The organism is Kitasatospora sp. NPDC056184 (assembly GCF_042268405.1).
In the GTDB taxonomy this organism is placed as follows: domain Bacteria; phylum Actinomycetota; class Actinomycetes; order Streptomycetales; family Streptomycetaceae; genus Kitasatospora.
The window spans coordinates 221409-236423 of the sequence record NZ_JBHJUI010000012.1 but is presented as its reverse complement, the minus strand read 5'-3'; the positions used below and the strand labels follow the sequence as shown (position 1 = coordinate 236423).

13 protein-coding genes, 1 tRNA gene and 1 riboswitch are annotated in these 15015 nt (G+C 73.5%); of the genes, 10 read left to right on the top strand and 4 right to left on the bottom strand.

The window, feature by feature from the left end:
• Positions 1-39 precede the first annotated feature (39 nt).
• Positions 40-111 (bottom strand) — tRNA-Cys (locus tag ACFC0B_RS24620).
• Positions 112-356: 245 nt separating this feature from the next.
• Positions 357-422, top strand: a riboswitch (guanidine-III (ykkC-III) riboswitch).
• A 45-nt stretch (positions 423-467) separates the two neighbouring features.
• Here ACFC0B_RS24620 and ACFC0B_RS24615 point away from each other — a divergent pair.
• Both ACFC0B_RS24615 and ACFC0B_RS24610 read left to right on the top strand, forming a co-directional pair.
• A complete protein-coding gene (locus tag ACFC0B_RS24615) occupies positions 468-782 on the top strand; it encodes a DMT family transporter (protein ID WP_376089593.1) in 315 nt (104 codons plus the stop codon).
• 94 nt (positions 783-876) lie between these two features.
• Positions 877-2316: an MFS transporter gene (locus ACFC0B_RS24610; protein WP_376089590.1), complete on the top strand. Its 1440-nt coding sequence runs from the start codon at positions 877-879 to the stop codon at positions 2314-2316.
• 4 nt (positions 2317-2320) lie between these two features.
• On the opposite strand, the gene ACFC0B_RS24605 is transcribed toward ACFC0B_RS24610, so the two are convergent.
• Positions 2321-3607 carry a hypothetical protein gene (locus ACFC0B_RS24605; protein WP_376089587.1) on the bottom strand — a complete coding sequence of 429 codons (1287 nt, stop codon included), beginning with the start codon at positions 3605-3607 and terminating at the stop codon, positions 2321-2323.
• Positions 3608-4047: 440 nt separating this feature from the next.
• Between ACFC0B_RS24605 and ACFC0B_RS24600 the strand changes: the two genes are divergently transcribed.
• Genes ACFC0B_RS24600 through ACFC0B_RS24590 form a run of 3 tightly spaced genes read left to right on the top strand, consistent with a single transcriptional unit; the run spans position 4048 to position 8650 of the window.
• On the top strand, positions 4048-4692 hold the full coding sequence (locus tag ACFC0B_RS24600) for a class F sortase (RefSeq protein ID WP_376089584.1): 645 nt from the start codon (positions 4048-4050) through the stop codon (positions 4690-4692).
• Positions 4689-6017 (top strand): alpha/beta hydrolase, encoded by a 1329-nt coding sequence (locus ACFC0B_RS24595; protein ID WP_376089581.1) that lies wholly within the window; start codon positions 4689-4691, stop codon positions 6015-6017. The genes ACFC0B_RS24600 and ACFC0B_RS24595 overlap by 4 nt, the downstream gene beginning before the upstream one ends.
• Positions 6014-8650, top strand: a complete 2637-nt coding sequence (locus ACFC0B_RS24590; RefSeq protein ID WP_376089578.1) for a bifunctional lysylphosphatidylglycerol flippase/synthetase MprF — start codon at positions 6014-6016, stop codon at positions 8648-8650. The genes ACFC0B_RS24595 and ACFC0B_RS24590 overlap by 4 nt, the downstream gene beginning before the upstream one ends.
• 91 nt (positions 8651-8741) lie before the next feature.
• Here the strand turns inward: ACFC0B_RS24590 and ACFC0B_RS24585 are convergent, their stop codons facing one another.
• Positions 8742-9179, bottom strand: a complete 438-nt coding sequence (locus ACFC0B_RS24585) for an SsgA family sporulation/cell division regulator (RefSeq protein ID WP_376089575.1) — start codon at positions 9177-9179, stop codon at positions 8742-8744.
• Between the two features lie 327 nt (positions 9180-9506).
• On the opposite strand from ACFC0B_RS24585, the gene ACFC0B_RS24580 reads away from it, so the two are divergent.
• From ACFC0B_RS24580 to ACFC0B_RS24560, 5 genes are all read left to right on the top strand, one after another.
• Positions 9507-11339, top strand: a complete 1833-nt coding sequence (locus ACFC0B_RS24580) for a DEAD/DEAH box helicase (protein WP_376089737.1) — start codon at positions 9507-9509, stop codon at positions 11337-11339.
• A gap of 265 nt (positions 11340-11604) precedes the next feature.
• The gene (locus ACFC0B_RS24575; protein ID WP_376089572.1) at positions 11605-11850 is read left to right on the top strand and encodes a TM2 domain-containing protein; all 246 of its coding nucleotides are present in this window, start codon (positions 11605-11607) and stop codon (positions 11848-11850) included.
• Positions 11851-11853: 3 nt separating this feature from the next.
• Positions 11854-12294 (top strand): DUF2752 domain-containing protein, encoded by a 441-nt coding sequence (locus ACFC0B_RS24570; RefSeq protein ID WP_376089569.1) that lies wholly within the window; start codon positions 11854-11856, stop codon positions 12292-12294.
• A gap of 409 nt (positions 12295-12703) precedes the next feature.
• Positions 12704-13354 carry an IclR family transcriptional regulator gene (locus ACFC0B_RS24565; RefSeq protein ID WP_270146684.1) on the top strand — a complete coding sequence of 217 codons (651 nt, stop codon included), beginning with the start codon at positions 12704-12706 and terminating at the stop codon, positions 13352-13354.
• Positions 13355-13434: 80 nt separating this feature from the next.
• Positions 13435-14241: a S16 family serine protease gene (locus ACFC0B_RS24560; RefSeq protein WP_376089565.1), complete on the top strand. Its 807-nt coding sequence runs from the start codon at positions 13435-13437 to the stop codon at positions 14239-14241.
• Between the two features lie 30 nt (positions 14242-14271).
• On the opposite strand, the gene ACFC0B_RS24555 is transcribed toward ACFC0B_RS24560, so the two are convergent.
• Positions 14272-14847: an Lrp/AsnC family transcriptional regulator gene (locus tag ACFC0B_RS24555; RefSeq protein ID WP_376089563.1), complete on the bottom strand. Its 576-nt coding sequence runs from the start codon at positions 14845-14847 to the stop codon at positions 14272-14274.
• Positions 14848-15015 lie beyond the last annotated feature (168 nt).

Sequence of the window (15015 nt, the reverse complement as noted above, 5' to 3'; positions counted from 1 at the left end):
CGGCGCTTTCGGGCGCCGACCGGCAATTCGCTTTCTGGGAGGCCATGACGGGAATCGAACCCGTGTACACCGCTTTGCAGGCGGTTCCCTAAACCACTCGGGCACACGGCCGTGGGGTGGAGCTGGAGGCGGGGCTGGACTGCGGGTGCGCTCAGGCGCAGCGGCAGCAGCGACAGGCGCGACAACAGCGGGGAGCGGTGGCGCAGGTGCGGGGCGCGCGGGCCGCCGTCTTCCTGTCCATGTCCGACTCCTGTCGTCGTTCGCCGTGTTGGTGAATTCAGTTTGGCGGAATGCGGGGCGGAACGTCAATATCCTTTTGTAAATTCTGTGTGGCGGGGCCTGTGCTACCGTCGGGGGCAGGTGGTCCTCCGTGGCCGCCCCGGACGAGCGCGTCGTACCCGGTGATGACAAGACGGCGCAGTGACAGCGGCAATCCGGCCGCTGCCGACTGCGGAGGTGCGACCGTCATGGCTTGGCTCGTTCTGGTTCTGTCCGGTGTCCTGGAGACCGTGTGGGCGGTGGCCCTGGAGGCCTCCAAGGGCTTCTCCCGCCTCGTCCCGACGGTGGTGTTCGGCGTGGCGCTGGCGCTCTCGATGGGCGGCCTGGCGTACGCGATGCGCTCGATCCCGATCGGCACCGGCTACGCGGTGTGGGTGGGCATCGGCGCGGTGGGCACCGCGCTGTACGGCATGGCGGTGCTGGGGGACGCGGTGACCCTGGCCAGGATCGGCTGCCTGCTGCTGATCGTCTCCGGCGTGGTGGGTCTCAAGGTGCTGCACTGACCGCCGCGCCGACCGTGGCCTAGGTCCGGAGTCGGAGGGGACGGGGGACCGGGGTCAGGGGTTATCGGCCCGGGCGCACCTTACGATCATACGTATGACCACTGCCTCCCCAGCCTCGGCCGATACCGCCTCCGTCCCGATACCGGCCGACTCCGGAGGCGGGGTCCTCGGCGACCGTTTCCGGGCCCTGACCCTGGGGATCGTCTCGGTGGTCCTGGTGATCGCCTTCGAGGCGACGGCCGTCAACACCGCGATGCCGGTGGCCGCCCGCGAGCTGGACGGGCTCGGGCTGTACGCCTTCGCCTTCTCCGGCTACTTCACCACCACGCTGTTCGCCCTGGTCGTCTCCGGCCAGTGGTGCGACCGGAGCGGTCCGCTGCAGCCGCTGTTCACCGGCATCGCGGTGTTCGGCGCGGGCCTGCTGGTGGCCGGCGCGGCGCCCGGGATGTGGATCTTCGTCGGCGGCCGGGCGATCCAGGGCCTCGGCGGCGGCCTGGTGATCGTCGCGCTCTACGTGGTGGTCGGCCGGGCCTATCCCGAGCGGCTGCGGCCCGCGGTGTTCGCGGCCTTCTCCTCGGCCTGGGTGCTGCCCTCGATCGTCGGACCGGTGGTCTCCGGGGCGGTCACCCAGCACCTCGGCTGGCGCTGGGTCTTCCTCGCCGTGCCGGTGCTGATCCTGCTGCCGCTGGCGGTGATGGGCCCGGCGCTGCGCCGCTCGGAGAAGGAGCAGCCGGTGCTCAGGGGCGCCGCGTTCGACCGCCGCCGCACCGGGCTGGCCGCGATGGCCGCGCTGGGCGCCGGCCTGCTGCAGTACGCGGGCCAGCGGCTGGACCTGATCGGCCTGCTGCCGGCCGTCGCCGGGGTGGCGCTGCTGGCCCCGGCGGTGCTCGGGCTGCTGCCGGCCGGGACGCTGCGGGCCGGGCGGGGACTGCCGACGGTGATCCTGCTGCGCGGGGTCGCGGCGGGGGCGTTCTTCGCGGCCGAGGCGTTCATCCCGCTGATGATGGTGACCGAGCGCGACCTGTCGCCGACGCTGGCCGGGCTCTCCCTGACCAGCGGCGGCCTGACCTGGGCACTCGGTTCCTGGCTGCAGGGCCGGCCGGGGGCGGAGCGGTACCGCGAGCTGATGATCCGCGGCGGCTTCGTGCTGACCGCGGTGGCGATCGCGGGGGCGGCGCTGGTGCTCGTCCCGGGGGCGCCGAGCTGGGCGGCGGCGGTGGCCTGGGGCATCGGCGGGCTCGGCATGGGCATGACGGTCGCGAGCGTCAGCGTGCTGATGATGAAGCTGTCGACGCCGGAGGACGCCGGGGCCAACTCGGCCTCGCTCCAGGTGAGCGACGCGCTGGGCAACGTGCTGCTGGTGGGCCTGGCCGGGGTGCTGTTCGCGGCGCTGGGCGGCGGCTCGGTGGCCGCCGCCCACGAGGGCGCCGGGAGCACCGGCTCGACCGGCGCGTTCGCGGTGATCTTCCTGACCATGACCGGGGTCGCGCTGCTCGGCGCGCTGGTCTCCGGGCGGGTCCGGAAGACCGCCTGAGGACTCAGCCGGCGACGGCCCCGGCGGGGGCGGCGGCGGGGGATCCGAGGAAGGCCTCCCAGCCGCCGGCCGGGGCCTGGCCGGGGCCGAGGGTCTGCAGCTTGCGCAGCACCGCCGGGTCCTGGGCGTCCAGCCAGTCCACCAGCTGGCGGAAGGACACCAGCCGCACCTCGGGCCGCCCGGCGATCGCCTTGAGCACCTCCTCGACGGCGTTCATGTAGATGCCGCCGTTCCACTCCTCGAAGTGGTTGCCGATGACGTACGGCGCGCGGTTGGTGGTGTAGGCGCGCTCGAAGCCCATCAGATAGGCGTCCCGGGCCTGGGCCTGGTAGCCGGGGTGCAGCGCCGGGTCGGCCTTGGTGTTGCTGCCGCACTGGTTGAACATGATGTTGTAGTCCATCGACAGCACCTGGAAGGTGTGCCCGGGGAACGGGATGGACTGCAGCGGGAGGTCCCAGAGCGCGCCGCCCTGGATCTTCTGCGGCCAGATCTGCGTGCCGTTGCCGCTGCTGTCGTAGCGCCAGCCGCGCTTGACGGCGGTGGGCAGCAGGTTGCGCTGGCCCTCCAGGCAGGGGGTGCGGCTGCCGATCAGCTCCTTGCGGTAGTCGAAGGGCAGCGCCGGCAGGTCGGTGAAGCCGGTGTTGGTGCGCCAGTTCGTCACGAAGTCCATCGCCTGCTGGATCTCGCTGTCCCACTCCTCCGGCGACCACTTGCCGACGCCGGTGGCGCCGCAGAAGTGGCCGTTGAAGTGGGTGCCGATCTCGTGGCCCTCCAACCAGGCGTCGTGCACGTTCTCCAGCGTGTCGCGGATGTGCTGGTCGCTCAGGTAGCCGATGTCGGAGGCGCCGGCCTTGTGCTGCGGCGGGCGGTAGAGGTCCTTCCGGGACTCCGGCAGCAGGTAGAGGCCGCTGAGGAAGAAGGTCATCGAGGCGTCGTGCTCCCGGGCGAGCCGGCGGAAGCGCCGGAACAGCCCGTTGTCGAGCTCGCCGGCGCCGTCCCAGGAGAAGACCACGAACTGCGGCGGGCGCCGGCCGGGCGGCAGCGCCTCGGGGGGAGCCTGGCCGGGCTGCGGGCCGGTGTCCGAGGTGGAGCCGTCGCCGATCAGGGTGACCGGGGGCTTGGCCGGCTCGGTCGGGACCGTCACGTGGTCCTCGGCCGGGGTGGCCGGCGCCGGGGCCGGAGTGGTCGCCTGCCCGCCGCCCGGGTCGGTCCGGGCCCCGCACCCCGCGGCGAGGGCGGCGGCGCCGGCGGCACCCGCGGCCAGCAGGGTGCGACGGGAGAGGGCGTCCATGGTCACTCCGTTCGTGGGGCGTGCGCGGGGCGGGGCGCGGCAGGCGCGGCGCACGGCCGTCCGGGCGGAACGGGGGTCCGGTCGGACAAGTGCGGTGATAGGCCTGTGAACGGGGTCAGCATGGCATGTGATCGAGATCGGTCAGCGATTCACCACGAATGGTCGGAACTCATCGCTCGAAGGATGCAACCGGGATGGTGTTCCTGAGTGTCCGATGAAGAGATTGTCGTCGTTCCTGAGAGCCGCCAGGTGACCGGAGGGTGGCGGCAAGGTGACGTCTCATCCCTTTGGCCCGGGTTGGATCCCGGTAGGCCCTGCCGATCGGGGGGAGTGAGTACGACCAGCGTATGAATGTGGCATAGGGTCCGATCCTGTTGCATGGTTCTCAGCAAGCTCCCAGGAACCGGCGGCCGGTCCGACGTCAGCAGAGGGGAGCGCCGGTGGGCGCCCAGCAGAGCAGGAGCCCGTGGCCGGGCACCTTGGCGGTCGGTGCCGCGCTCGTGCTGGGCGCGTGGCTGCTGCACGACGGCGGGACCACCGGGCTGCCCCCGGCCCCCGGCACGGGACAGGCCCTCACCGGCTTCGCCCCGGTCTCCGTGGCGCCGCCGCTCGGCCCCTCCCGGCCGACCCGGATCCGCATCCCCGCCGTCCGGCTCGACGCGCCGGTCACCGACCTCGGGCTCGACCGGGACGGCCGCCTCCAGACCCCGCCGGAGGCGGACCCCAACCTCGCCGGCTGGTACCGCGACGGCGCCTCCCCGGGCCAGCGCGGCACCGCCATCATCGCCGGACACGTCGACAACCACCGCGGTCCCGCCGTCTTCTACCATCTGGGCTCGCTGCACCGCGGCGACCGGATCGAGATCCTCCGCGAGGACGGCCGGACCGCCGTCTACCAGCTCTACGCCATCGAAGTGCACGACCGAAAGGACTTCCCGGACGACCGGGTGTACCGTCAGGCCGCCGACGCCCAGCTGCGGGTGATCACCTGTGGCGGCGGATACCGCGAGGACCGCGGCTACGAGGGCAACGTCGTCGCCTACGGCTTCCTGGCCGACACCACCCGCCCGGGGAAGAACGTATGACCACCGCCTCTCTCGCCCTGGCCTGGAACCCGATCGACTGGCCGCTCACCCACGGCCCGATCCCGTACGCCGTCCTGGCGGCCGGCTGGGGTTCCCTGCTGGTCCTCGCCCTGCTGGCGCGCAGCCGTACCTGGTGGCGCCGCCGGCTCCCGGCCGCCCTGCTCACCGCCGCGGCGCTCAGCCTGCTCCTGGACGTCGTCGTCGACGGGTGGTGGCACCCCTTCCCCGAGGGCATCCCCCGCTACGTCACCTGGTGGATCGCCACCGCCCTGCTCGGGCTCAGCCTGGCGGGATTCCGGATGCCCGGCACGGGCCGCCGGCGCAAGCTCCTGGCCGCCGGCGCCGGGGCACTGGTGCTGCTGATGGCCTCCTCCCAGGTCAACCGCGGCTTCGGCCAGTTCCCGACCGGGCGGATCATGCTCGCGCCCTGGCTGTCCAAGACCCAGGAGCTCACCACCGACATGGCCGCCAAGACGCTCAGCCCGCCGCCCGGCAAGGTGCTGGAGGAGGTCTGGGGGGCCCCTCCCGGCCTCCCCGAGAAGGGCACCGTCTCGATCGTGCCGATCCCCGGCACGAAGTCGGGCTTCACCGCCCGCGACGCGTACGTCTACCTGCCGCCGGCCTACCGGGCCACCCCCCGGCCGCTGCTCCCGGTCGTGGTGCTCGTCTCCGGCCAGCCCGGCAACCCGGGGGACTGGGTGCTCGCCGGCCAGGTCAACGAGGCCCTGGACGCCTTCGCCGCCCAGCACAACGGCCTCGCGCCGATCGTGGTGATGCCGGACCAGCTGGGATCGGTCTGGAAGAACACGCTCTGCTTCGACTCCAAGATCGCCAACGTCCAGACCTACCTGTCCAAGGACATCCCGGACTGGGTGGGCACCCACCTCCAGGCGGCCAAGGGCCGGCAGTCCTGGGCGATCGGCGGAGCCTCGATGGGCGGCACCTGCGCGCTGCAGCTCGCGGTCAACGCTCCCGAGGTCTACGGTTCCTTCCTGGACATGGCCGGCCAGCAGGAGCCGACCCTGGGCACCCGCGAACAGACCGTCAAGGAGGCCTTCGACGGTGACGCCTCGAAGTTCGACGCCGTCGACCCGCTGCAGGTGATGGCCCGCAAGCAGTTCCCGGACACCGCCGCCGCGATCGTGGTCGGCCGCACCGACGGGGAGTTCCGCCCGCAGCAGGAGAAGGTCTTCGCGGCGGTCCAGGCCGCCGGGATGAAGGCCAAGTTCGACCTGATGCCGGGCGCCCACGGCTGGGTCATCTTCCGGCCGGGCATCGTCGACCAGCTGCCCTGGCTGGCCCAGCAGACCGGGCTGATCCGGTGATCCGGCTCGGCTCGGCCCCGGTCTCCTCACTGCTCGGCGAACGCGCGCCGCAGTCCTTGCGGGCGCGCGAGCGCGGACACGGGACGGGCGACGAACAGGCGGGCCCGCGGGTCCCCGAGCAGCCGCACGGCGGCCCCGCCGCCCCGGATCCCGGCGCCCCCGCGCCGCGCCGCCCGCAGCGGGTGGCGCGCGCGGCCGCGGGCTTCGGCAACCGGCTGGCCGCCCGGGTCGGCGAGGCCCCGCTGACCCTGGTGCTGCTGGTCGGCCTGTGGGCCGTCGGCGCCGCCACCCGCAGCCTCGGCCACGGTCCGTCCGAGGCCCTGCGGGCCCGGGTCGGCACCGGTGTGCCGACCCTCGGCGAGGGCCGCTGGTGGACGCCGCTCAGCTCGATGTTCTGGTGCTCCGGCGCCGGCTCCTACGTCGCCGCCAGCCTGCTGCTGCTCCTGGTCGTCCCGGCCGCCGAGCGCCGGCTCGGCGCGCTGCGCACCGCCGGCGCGCTGGTCGCCGGACAGCTGGCCGGCACCCTGGCCGGCACCGCGGTGGTCGCGGCCGGCGCACGGCTCGGTGAGCAGTGGACCGCCTCGGTCGTCGACCAGACCGCGGTCGGCCCGACGGCGGGCCTGTTCGCCCTGGCCGGGGTGCTCGGCTACCGGCTCACCGTGCTCTGGCGCCGCCGGCTGCACCTGCTGGTGGTGCTGGTGCCGCTGGTGATGACCCTCTACGTGGGCCACCTGCAGAGCGTCCAGCGCTTCTCCGGCGCGCTGGCCGGCCTGGCCGTCGGCGCGCTGCTCACCCGCCGCCGCCCGCACCTGCGCTCCCACCGCTCCTCGCACACCGAGACCCGGGTGCTGATCGCGCTCTGCCTGGTCGCCGCCGCGCTCGGGCCGATGATCGCCTCGCTGTACGACAACGCGACCGGCCCGTTCAACACCTTCTCGGAGATCTACCTCTCGCACCGGCTCACCCCGGACGAGGTCGCCGACTTCTGCGCCTCCTCGGCGCGCGACTGCGCCCGCGCCCACGCCGTCGAGCGGATCTTCGACACCCCGGCCCGGCTGATGGCCACGCTCTTCCCGGCCCTGCTGCTGGTGCTGGCCGAGGGCCTGCGCCGCGGTCTGCGGCTCGCCTGGCGGATCACCGTCGTCACCGAGCTGCTCTGGACCTTCATGCTGCTCTGGCTGTTCAAGGAGACCGGCACCCGGGCGGGCGGCGTCGTCCAGTACTTCGTCGAGGCGCTGCTGCTGCCGCTGGTCACCGGCGGCCTGCTGCTGGCCACCCGCAAGCGCTTCCCGCTGCGGCTGCCGCGGGCGGTGCTCGGCCGGCTGACCGCCGTGGTCGGCGGCACGCTGCTCGTCGCGGCCGCCGCGTACACCGGGCTGGGCGTGCTGGTCGCCCGGCAGTTCGAGCCGGGCGCGACCTTCCGCGGACTGGTCGCCGGACTGCCGGCCCAGTTCCTGCCGCCCGCCTACAACGACCTGCTCCCCGACTACCCGATCGCGGTCGGGCCGCTCGCGCGCCTCCTGGAGACGTACTGCGGGCTGGCCTTCTGGGTGGTCGCGCTGGTCGCGCTGCTGGTGGCCTTCCGCCGCCCGGTGGTGCACGTCGACGCCGAGGACGCCGCGCGGGCCCGCACCCTGCTCACCGAGCACGGCGGCGGGACGCTCTCCTTCCTCACCACCTGGGACGGCAACCACTACTGGTTCGACGAGGAGGGCCGGGCGGCCGTCGCCTACCGGGTGCTGAACACCGTCGCGCTGACCACCGGCGACCCGTTCGGCGCCCCGGAGGCACGCGCCCGCGCGGTGGCCGGGTTCGCCCGGTACTGCGACGCGCGCGGCTGGACGCCCTGCTTCTACAGCGTCACCCCGGAGACCCGGGCCGCCGCCGGACAGCTCGGCTGGCGCTCGCTGCAGGTCGCCGAGGACACCGTGGTCGCGCTGCCGGACCTCGCCTTCACCGGCCGCAAGTGGCAGGACATCCGCACCGCGCTCAACAAGGCCGGCAAGCAGGGCATCGCCGCCGAGTGGTGGTCGTACCACGAGGCGCCGCTCGCGCTGAAGGAGCAGATCCGCGCCATCTCCGAGGAGTGGGTCTCGGAGAAGGGGCTGCCCGAGATGGGCTTCACCCTCGGCGGCCTGGAGGAGCTGGACGACCCGGCGGTGCGGCTGCTGATCGCCGTCGACGAGGACCGCTCCGTGCACGGGCTGACCAGCTGGATGCCGGTCTACGAGAACGGCGAGGCGGTCGGCTGGACGCTGGACTTCATGCGCCGGCGCTCGGACGGCTTCCGCGGCGTCACCGAGTTCCTGATCGCCTCCGCGGCGCTCGGCTTCAAGCAGGAGGGCGCCCGCTTCCTGTCGCTCTCCGGCGCGCCGCTGGCCCGCTCCGAGAAGGAGCCGCCGACCGGGCTGCAGAAGACCCTGGACTGGCTGGGCCGGGCGCTGGAGCCGGTGTACGGCTTCCGCTCCCTGCTCGCGTTCAAGGCGAAGTTCCAGCCGGAGTACCGGCCGATGTACATGGCCTACCCCGACCCGGCCGCGCTGCCCAGCATCACCCGGGCGATCGGCAAGGCGTACCTGCCCCACCTCACTCCGGCGCAGGGCGTGCGGCTGATGCGGAAGCTCTCGGCGTAGCCGGCCACGGGACCCGCCCGGACGGGCGGTCACCAGCGGCTGCCCGGGCCCCGGTCCCGGGCGGCCGCCGACGTGCGCCCCGCCGGGCCGCTCAGCCGAGCAGCTGGGCCAGGGCGCGGTCGGCGTCCAGGTGCAGGTGCTCCTCGCCCTCGGGGACGACCAGCCGGCTGCGCCACAGGAAGCGCCGCAGGTCGGCGGTGTCGAACTGGACCAGCGCGGTGCCCTCGGGCGCGCGCAGCTCGACCAGGGTGCGCCGGCCGAGCCCCCCGGGCCGGACGTGGACGTCGCCGATGCCGGAGGGCACCTCCAGGCCGCAGGAGAGCAGCCGGCGGGCGAAGACCCAGACGATGTCGGCGGCCCCCTCCCCGGGGCCGTCGGCCGGCTCGTCCAGCGAGAACTCGGAGGGGAAGGCCATCCGGACGGCGAGCGGGTCCTCCGGGAGGTAGGTCAGGGTGACCCGCAGTCGGACGGAGCGGTGGGGGGAGAGGACCAGACGGGCCTGGACGGTCTCTTCGGCGGTGGCGTGCACGGCGGTTCCCTTCTCTGGGTGCGAGGCCGGTGACGGCTGTGGGGTTGGGGCGGCCTCACCCGGAAGAGAGGCGGTCGAGGGGGTTCCGCTTACCGCGTTTTCGCAACTTTCCGACGTGATCCACGTCACATCGATTTCCGGCCGCGTCGGGCGCCGGAAGGCCGGACGTGCGCGCCGCCCGGCCCCGTCGAGGCCGCCCGAACGCCCCCGGGCCCGGTAGGCTGGGCTGGTTGTCCGAACGCCGTCCGACCGCGGGGCGGGGCCGCAAAACCGCCCCTGACCTGCGATGATCCCCCCTCGGAGACCGTGAGTACTGCCGCCGCCTCGATGCCGCTCTTCTCCGACGCCCAGGAGGCGCACGCGCCCGTCCGGACCGTCGGCCATGCCGCGCCGACCTCCTCGCACCACCTGTCCCCGGCCTTCCCCGGCCGCGCCCCCTGGGGCACCGCGGGCAAGCTCCGGGCCTGGCAGCAGGGGGCGCTGGACAAGTACATCGAGAACCAGCCGCGCGACTTCCTCGCCGTCGCGACCCCGGGCGCCGGCAAGACCACCTTCGCGCTGACCCTGGCCTCCTACCTGCTGCACAACCACCTGGTGCAGCAGGTCACCGTGGTCGCGCCGACCGAGCACCTGAAGAAGCAGTGGGCCGAGGCCGCCGCCCGGATAGGCATCCGGCTGGATCCCGCCTACTCGTCCGGGCCGCTCTCCCGGGACTACCACGGCGTCGTGGTCACCTACGCGGGCGTCGGCGTGAACCCGATGCTGCACCGCAACCGGACCGAGGCCCGCAAGACGCTGGTCATCATGGACGAGATCCACCACGCCGGTGACTCGAAGTCCTGGGGCGAGGCCTGCTTCGAGGCCTTCGAGCCGGCCTCCCGGCGGCTGGCGCTGACCGGTACGCCGTTCCGCTCGGACACCAACCCGATCCCGTTCGTCCAGTACGAGGCGGGCGGCGACGGGATCCGCAAGTCGGTCGCCGACTACACCTACGGCTACGGGCACGCGCTCGCCGACCACGTCGTCCGTCCGGTGATCTTCCTCTCCTACAGCGGCAACATGCGCTGGCGCACCAAGTCCGGCGACGAGCTGGAGGCCCGGCTCGGCGAGCCGATGACCAAGGACCTCATCGCCCAGGCCTGGCGCACCGCGCTCTCCCCGCAGGGCGAGTGGATCCCGGCCGTGCTGCAGGCCGCCGACCGCCGGCTCAGCGAGGTCCGCAAGGCGATCCCGGACGCCGGCGGCCTGGTGATCGCCACCGACCAGACGGTGGCCCGCGCCTACGCCAAGATGCTGCGCGAGATCAGCGGCGAGAAGGTCGCCCTGGTCCTCTCCGACGAGGCCGAGGCCTCCCAGCGGATCTCCGACTACGCGGAGGGGACCTCGCGCTGGATGGTCGCGGTCCGCATGGTGTCCGAGGGCGTCGACGTGCCCCGGCTGGCCGTCGGGGTGTACGCGACCTCGATCTCCACCCCGCTGTTCTTCGCCCAGGCCGTCGGGCGCTTCGTGCGCGCCCGCAAGCGCGGCGAGACCGCCTCCGTCTTCCTGCCGACCATCCCGATGCTGCTGGGCTTCGCCAACGAGATGGAGCTCCAGCGCGACCACGTGCTGGACCGGCCGAAGAAGGAGGGCGAGGGCCTCTTCGACGAGGAGGACCGGCTGCTCGCCGAGGCCGAGCGGGCCAACGACGGTCCGGACGGCGCGGGCGGCGAGGAGTTCTCCTACGAGGCGCTGGGCTCCGACGCGGTCTTCGACCGGGTGCTGTACAACGCCATGGAGTTCGGCATGCAGGCGCACCCGGGCAGCGAGGAGGAGGAGGACTACCTCGGCATCCCGGGCCTGCTGGAGCCGGACCAGGTGCAGATGCTGCTGCAGAAGCGCCAGCACCGGCAGATCCAGCGGAGCAAGGGCAAGCCGGCCGAGGAGGCCGACCTGCTGGAGCTGCCGGCCGAGCAGCGGCCGGTCGTGACGCACCAGGAGCTGCGCGAGCTGCGCAAGGAGCTGAACGCGCTGGTGGCCGCCTGGCACCACCGCACCAGCCAGCCGCACGGGACCATCCACAACGATCTGCGCCGGCAGTGCGGCGGTCCGCTGACCGCGCAGGCGACGGCCAATCAACTGAAGGCGCGGATCGCCAAGATCCGGGAGTGGGCGAAGTAACGATCCGTCGGCGGGGCGGGCGGCATGACCATAAAGGTCATATGACGTTCAGGTATACGCGAAGGAATTGTGGAGACATTCGGTCAGATGATCGGCTAGTCTTCCGCGTGCCGCGCTCCCTCCGGGCCGCCGACGCCGCACGCCCCCCGTCCGGGGACGGCCGTCGCAGCTCCCGGTGACTCCGGCCGGCACCTCACCGACCCGGGGAGGCGCGACGCTCCGTCGTGCGCCCGGGCCTGTCTGTCTTTCAAGGAGCACACCGAACGTGTCGTACCAGCAGCCCCACGCCCAGCAGCCCGAGCTCTCCGACAAGTCGAAGGTCGTCGCGGGTGTCCTGCAGATCCTGCTCGGCGGCCTGGGCGTCGGCCGCTTCTACACCGGCCACATCGGCATGGGCATCGCCCAGCTGCTGACCTGCGGCGGCCTCGGTGTCTGGTCGCTGATCGACGGCATCCTGTTCCTCACCAGCAACGACCGCACCGACGCCCAGGGCCGTCTGCTGCGCGGCTGATCCTTGGCCACCTCCGCGAAGGCGCGCCGCCCCGGCCCTCCCGGCCGGGGCGGCTTCGCCGTTCCCGAACGGCTGCGCACCGCGTGGGCGCCGCTCGCGGTACTGGCCGGCGGCGCGGCCGGCTCGGTGTACCTGTGGTCGCGCGACCCCCACCTGCCCGGGCAGGCGCTGCCGTTCTGCCCCTGGCGCAAGGTCACCGGGCTGCAGTGCCCCGGCTGCGGCGGCACCCGGATGGCCTACGACCTGCTGCACGGCGACCTCGCCGCCGCCTGGCACGACAACGCGGCGCTGCTGCTGGCGCTGCCGCTGGTCGCCGCGCTCTACCTGGTGTGGCTGCGGCACGGCCTGGCCGGCCGGCGCTGGCAGCCGCCGCTCGGCCGGCGCGGCACGGCCGTGCTGCTCGGTGCGGCGACGGCCTGGACCGTCCTGCGCAATCTGCTCTGACGCGGCCCGGGGCGGTCCGGCGCTCCGGTTCCCGGTGCGATCCGTTCCGGCACGATCCGTTCCGGTGCCGTCCGGCCGGACCTGGCCCGATCCGTCCGGAACTCGGACTGTGGTCGAACCTGCGAACGCCTGGTCGGGGTGTTCTGTGATGCTTTGACCCGATTCGGTGGAGCATGGGCAATTGATCTTGCCCGAATTTTGGACAAACACTTCCGCCGCCGCAATTACTTCACTACCTTTCCCACACGCTCTCCCGCCGGGCAACCCCCCGCGAGACGGGCGCCGCAGGGCCCCAGGACGTCAAGGACGACTCTCCGCGGCCCGAGCGCGGCCACCCACCTGCGCGCGACACCCGAGTCCCGGACCGGCCTGCCGATCCGCGACCCGCCGCGGAAAGGAATTGCGCGTCGTGACTGCAGAGACCTCCCAGACCCTGGACCGCGGTGTCCGGGTCCTCAAGCTGCTCGCCGACTCGGAACGCGGGCTCACCGTGACCGAGCTGGCGGCCCGCCTGGCCGTCAACCGGACCGTCGTCTACCGGCTGCTGGCCACCCTGGAGCAGCACGGGCTGGTCCGCCGGGACATCGGCGGCCGGGCCCGGGTCGGCCTGGGCGTCCTCCGGCTCGCCCACCGGGTCCACCCACTGCTGCGCGAGGCGGCGCTGCCCGCGCTGCGCAGCCTCGCCGAGGACCTCGGCGCCACCGCCCACCTCACCCTGGTGGACGGCAACGAGGCGCTCGCGGTGGCGGTGGTCGAACCCAGCTGGACCGACTTCCACGTCGCCTACCGGACCGGGCTGCGCCACCCGCTGGGGGAGAGCGCGGCGGGCCGGGCGATCCTGGAGGCCCGGGCCTTCCCGAGCCAGCGCCGGCCGGAGCAGGGCTTCGTCATCACCCGGGCGGAGGAGCAGTCGGGGGCGTCCGGCGCGGCCGCGGCGCTGCTCGGGCTGAGCGGCATCGAGGGCAGCGTCGGCGTGGTGATGCTCAACGGCCTCGTCCCCGAGCGGGTCGGCCCCCGGGTCGTCGAGGCCGCAACCGAGGTCGCCGACGCGCTGCGCTGAGCGCCCGGCGCGGCGGGCGGGGCCGTCCGGGTGGCCGTGTGCGTGCCCGCCGGGCGGCCCGGGTGTGTTTGGATGCCTCTGTGTCCGACACCAAGCTGCCCCCGGCCCTCACCGCTCCCCGGACCCGCGCCCTCGCGCTCTGCGGCGCCCTGGTCACCGCGCTGTTCGGCGTGGCCGCCTTCGTCCCGCTGCCGTACACGCTGACCTTCCCCGGCGTGACCGCGGACACCCTCGGCAGCTACCAGGACCGGCCGGTGCTCACCATCACCGGCGCGCCGGTCCGCAGCACCCAGGGGCAGCTGCGGATGGTGACCATCTCGGCGACCAACCCGGGGGAGCGGAACACCTTCTGGCGCTCGCTGCAGGCCTGGTTCGACCCGGACGAGGCCGTCCGGCCCACCGAGACCGTCTACCCGCAGGGCGACCCGGCCAAGGCGGAGGAGGTCACCGCCCAGCAGATGACGGAGTCCCAGGACGCCGCCACCGCGGCCGCGCTCTCCCACCTCGGGCTGTCGCCCGCCCAGGTGAAGGTGAAGATCGACCTCGGCGACATCGGCGGCCCGAGCGCCGGCCAGATGCTCGCGCTCGGCATCATCGACAAGCTCGCCGGGGACGGCAAGGGCGGCGACCTCACGGGCGGGCTGACCGTCGCGGGGACGGGGACCATCGACGATCAGGGCGTGGTCGGCCCGGTCGGCGGCGTGCCGCTGAAGACCCAGGCGGCGGCCCGGGACGGCGCGACCGTCTTCCTGCTGCCCAAGGACGAGTGCGCGGACGCCAAGGTGAACACGCCCGCGGGGCTGCGGCTGGTGCCGGTCGGCACGCTGACGGAGTCGGTCTCCGCGCTGGAGGCGCTGCGCACCGGCGGGGCCGTCCCGGCCTGCTGAGCCGGTCCGCCGCAGCGGCTCGGGCGCCGGCTACTCGGCGGCGGCCTGGTCGACCAGCGGCAGGATCCGGTACGGCACCGGGTTCTCCAGCGCGATCGCCGTCGAGGAGCGGACGATCCCGTCGAAGCCGACCACCCGGTCGATCACCCGCTGCAGATCGGCGTTCGACCGGGCCACGATCCGCACCATCATGTCGCCGTGCCCGGTGATGGTGTGCAGCTCCAGCACCTCCGGCACCGCCGCCAGGTGCGCGCGCACGTCCGCGCCCTGACCCTGGGAGATCTCCAGGGTCGCGAAGGCCGTCACCGGGTAGCCCAGCGCCGCCGGGTCCACCTCCGGGCCGAAGCCGCCGATCACCCCGCGCGCCTGGAGCCGGTCCAGCCGGGCCTGCACCGTGCCGCGCGCCACCTGGAGCCGGCGCGAGCACTCCAGGACGCCGATCCGCGGCTCCTCGGCGAGCAGCCGGATCAGCCGGCCGTCCAGGACGTCGATCGCGTCGTTGGTGCTTCCGGCGGGCCCGCCCGGAGCGATCGAATGCCCTTGTCCGGTGGGCGAGTTGGACGCTCCGGGGGCGCCCGGGGAGTTGGCGGCGTGGGCGGGGGGCATCGAGGGGTCCGTCCTCCGGTGGGCATTCTGTACAGCGGTGCGCCCGATTCTCCCGCCCCGGAGCACAGCTTGACCAGGAGGAAACGGAACAGTTGCGCGGACGTCGGCTCGGCGCCACCCTCCAGCCACAACCCCGTGCGCCCGTCCCCACCCCGGCGTCCGGGGGAG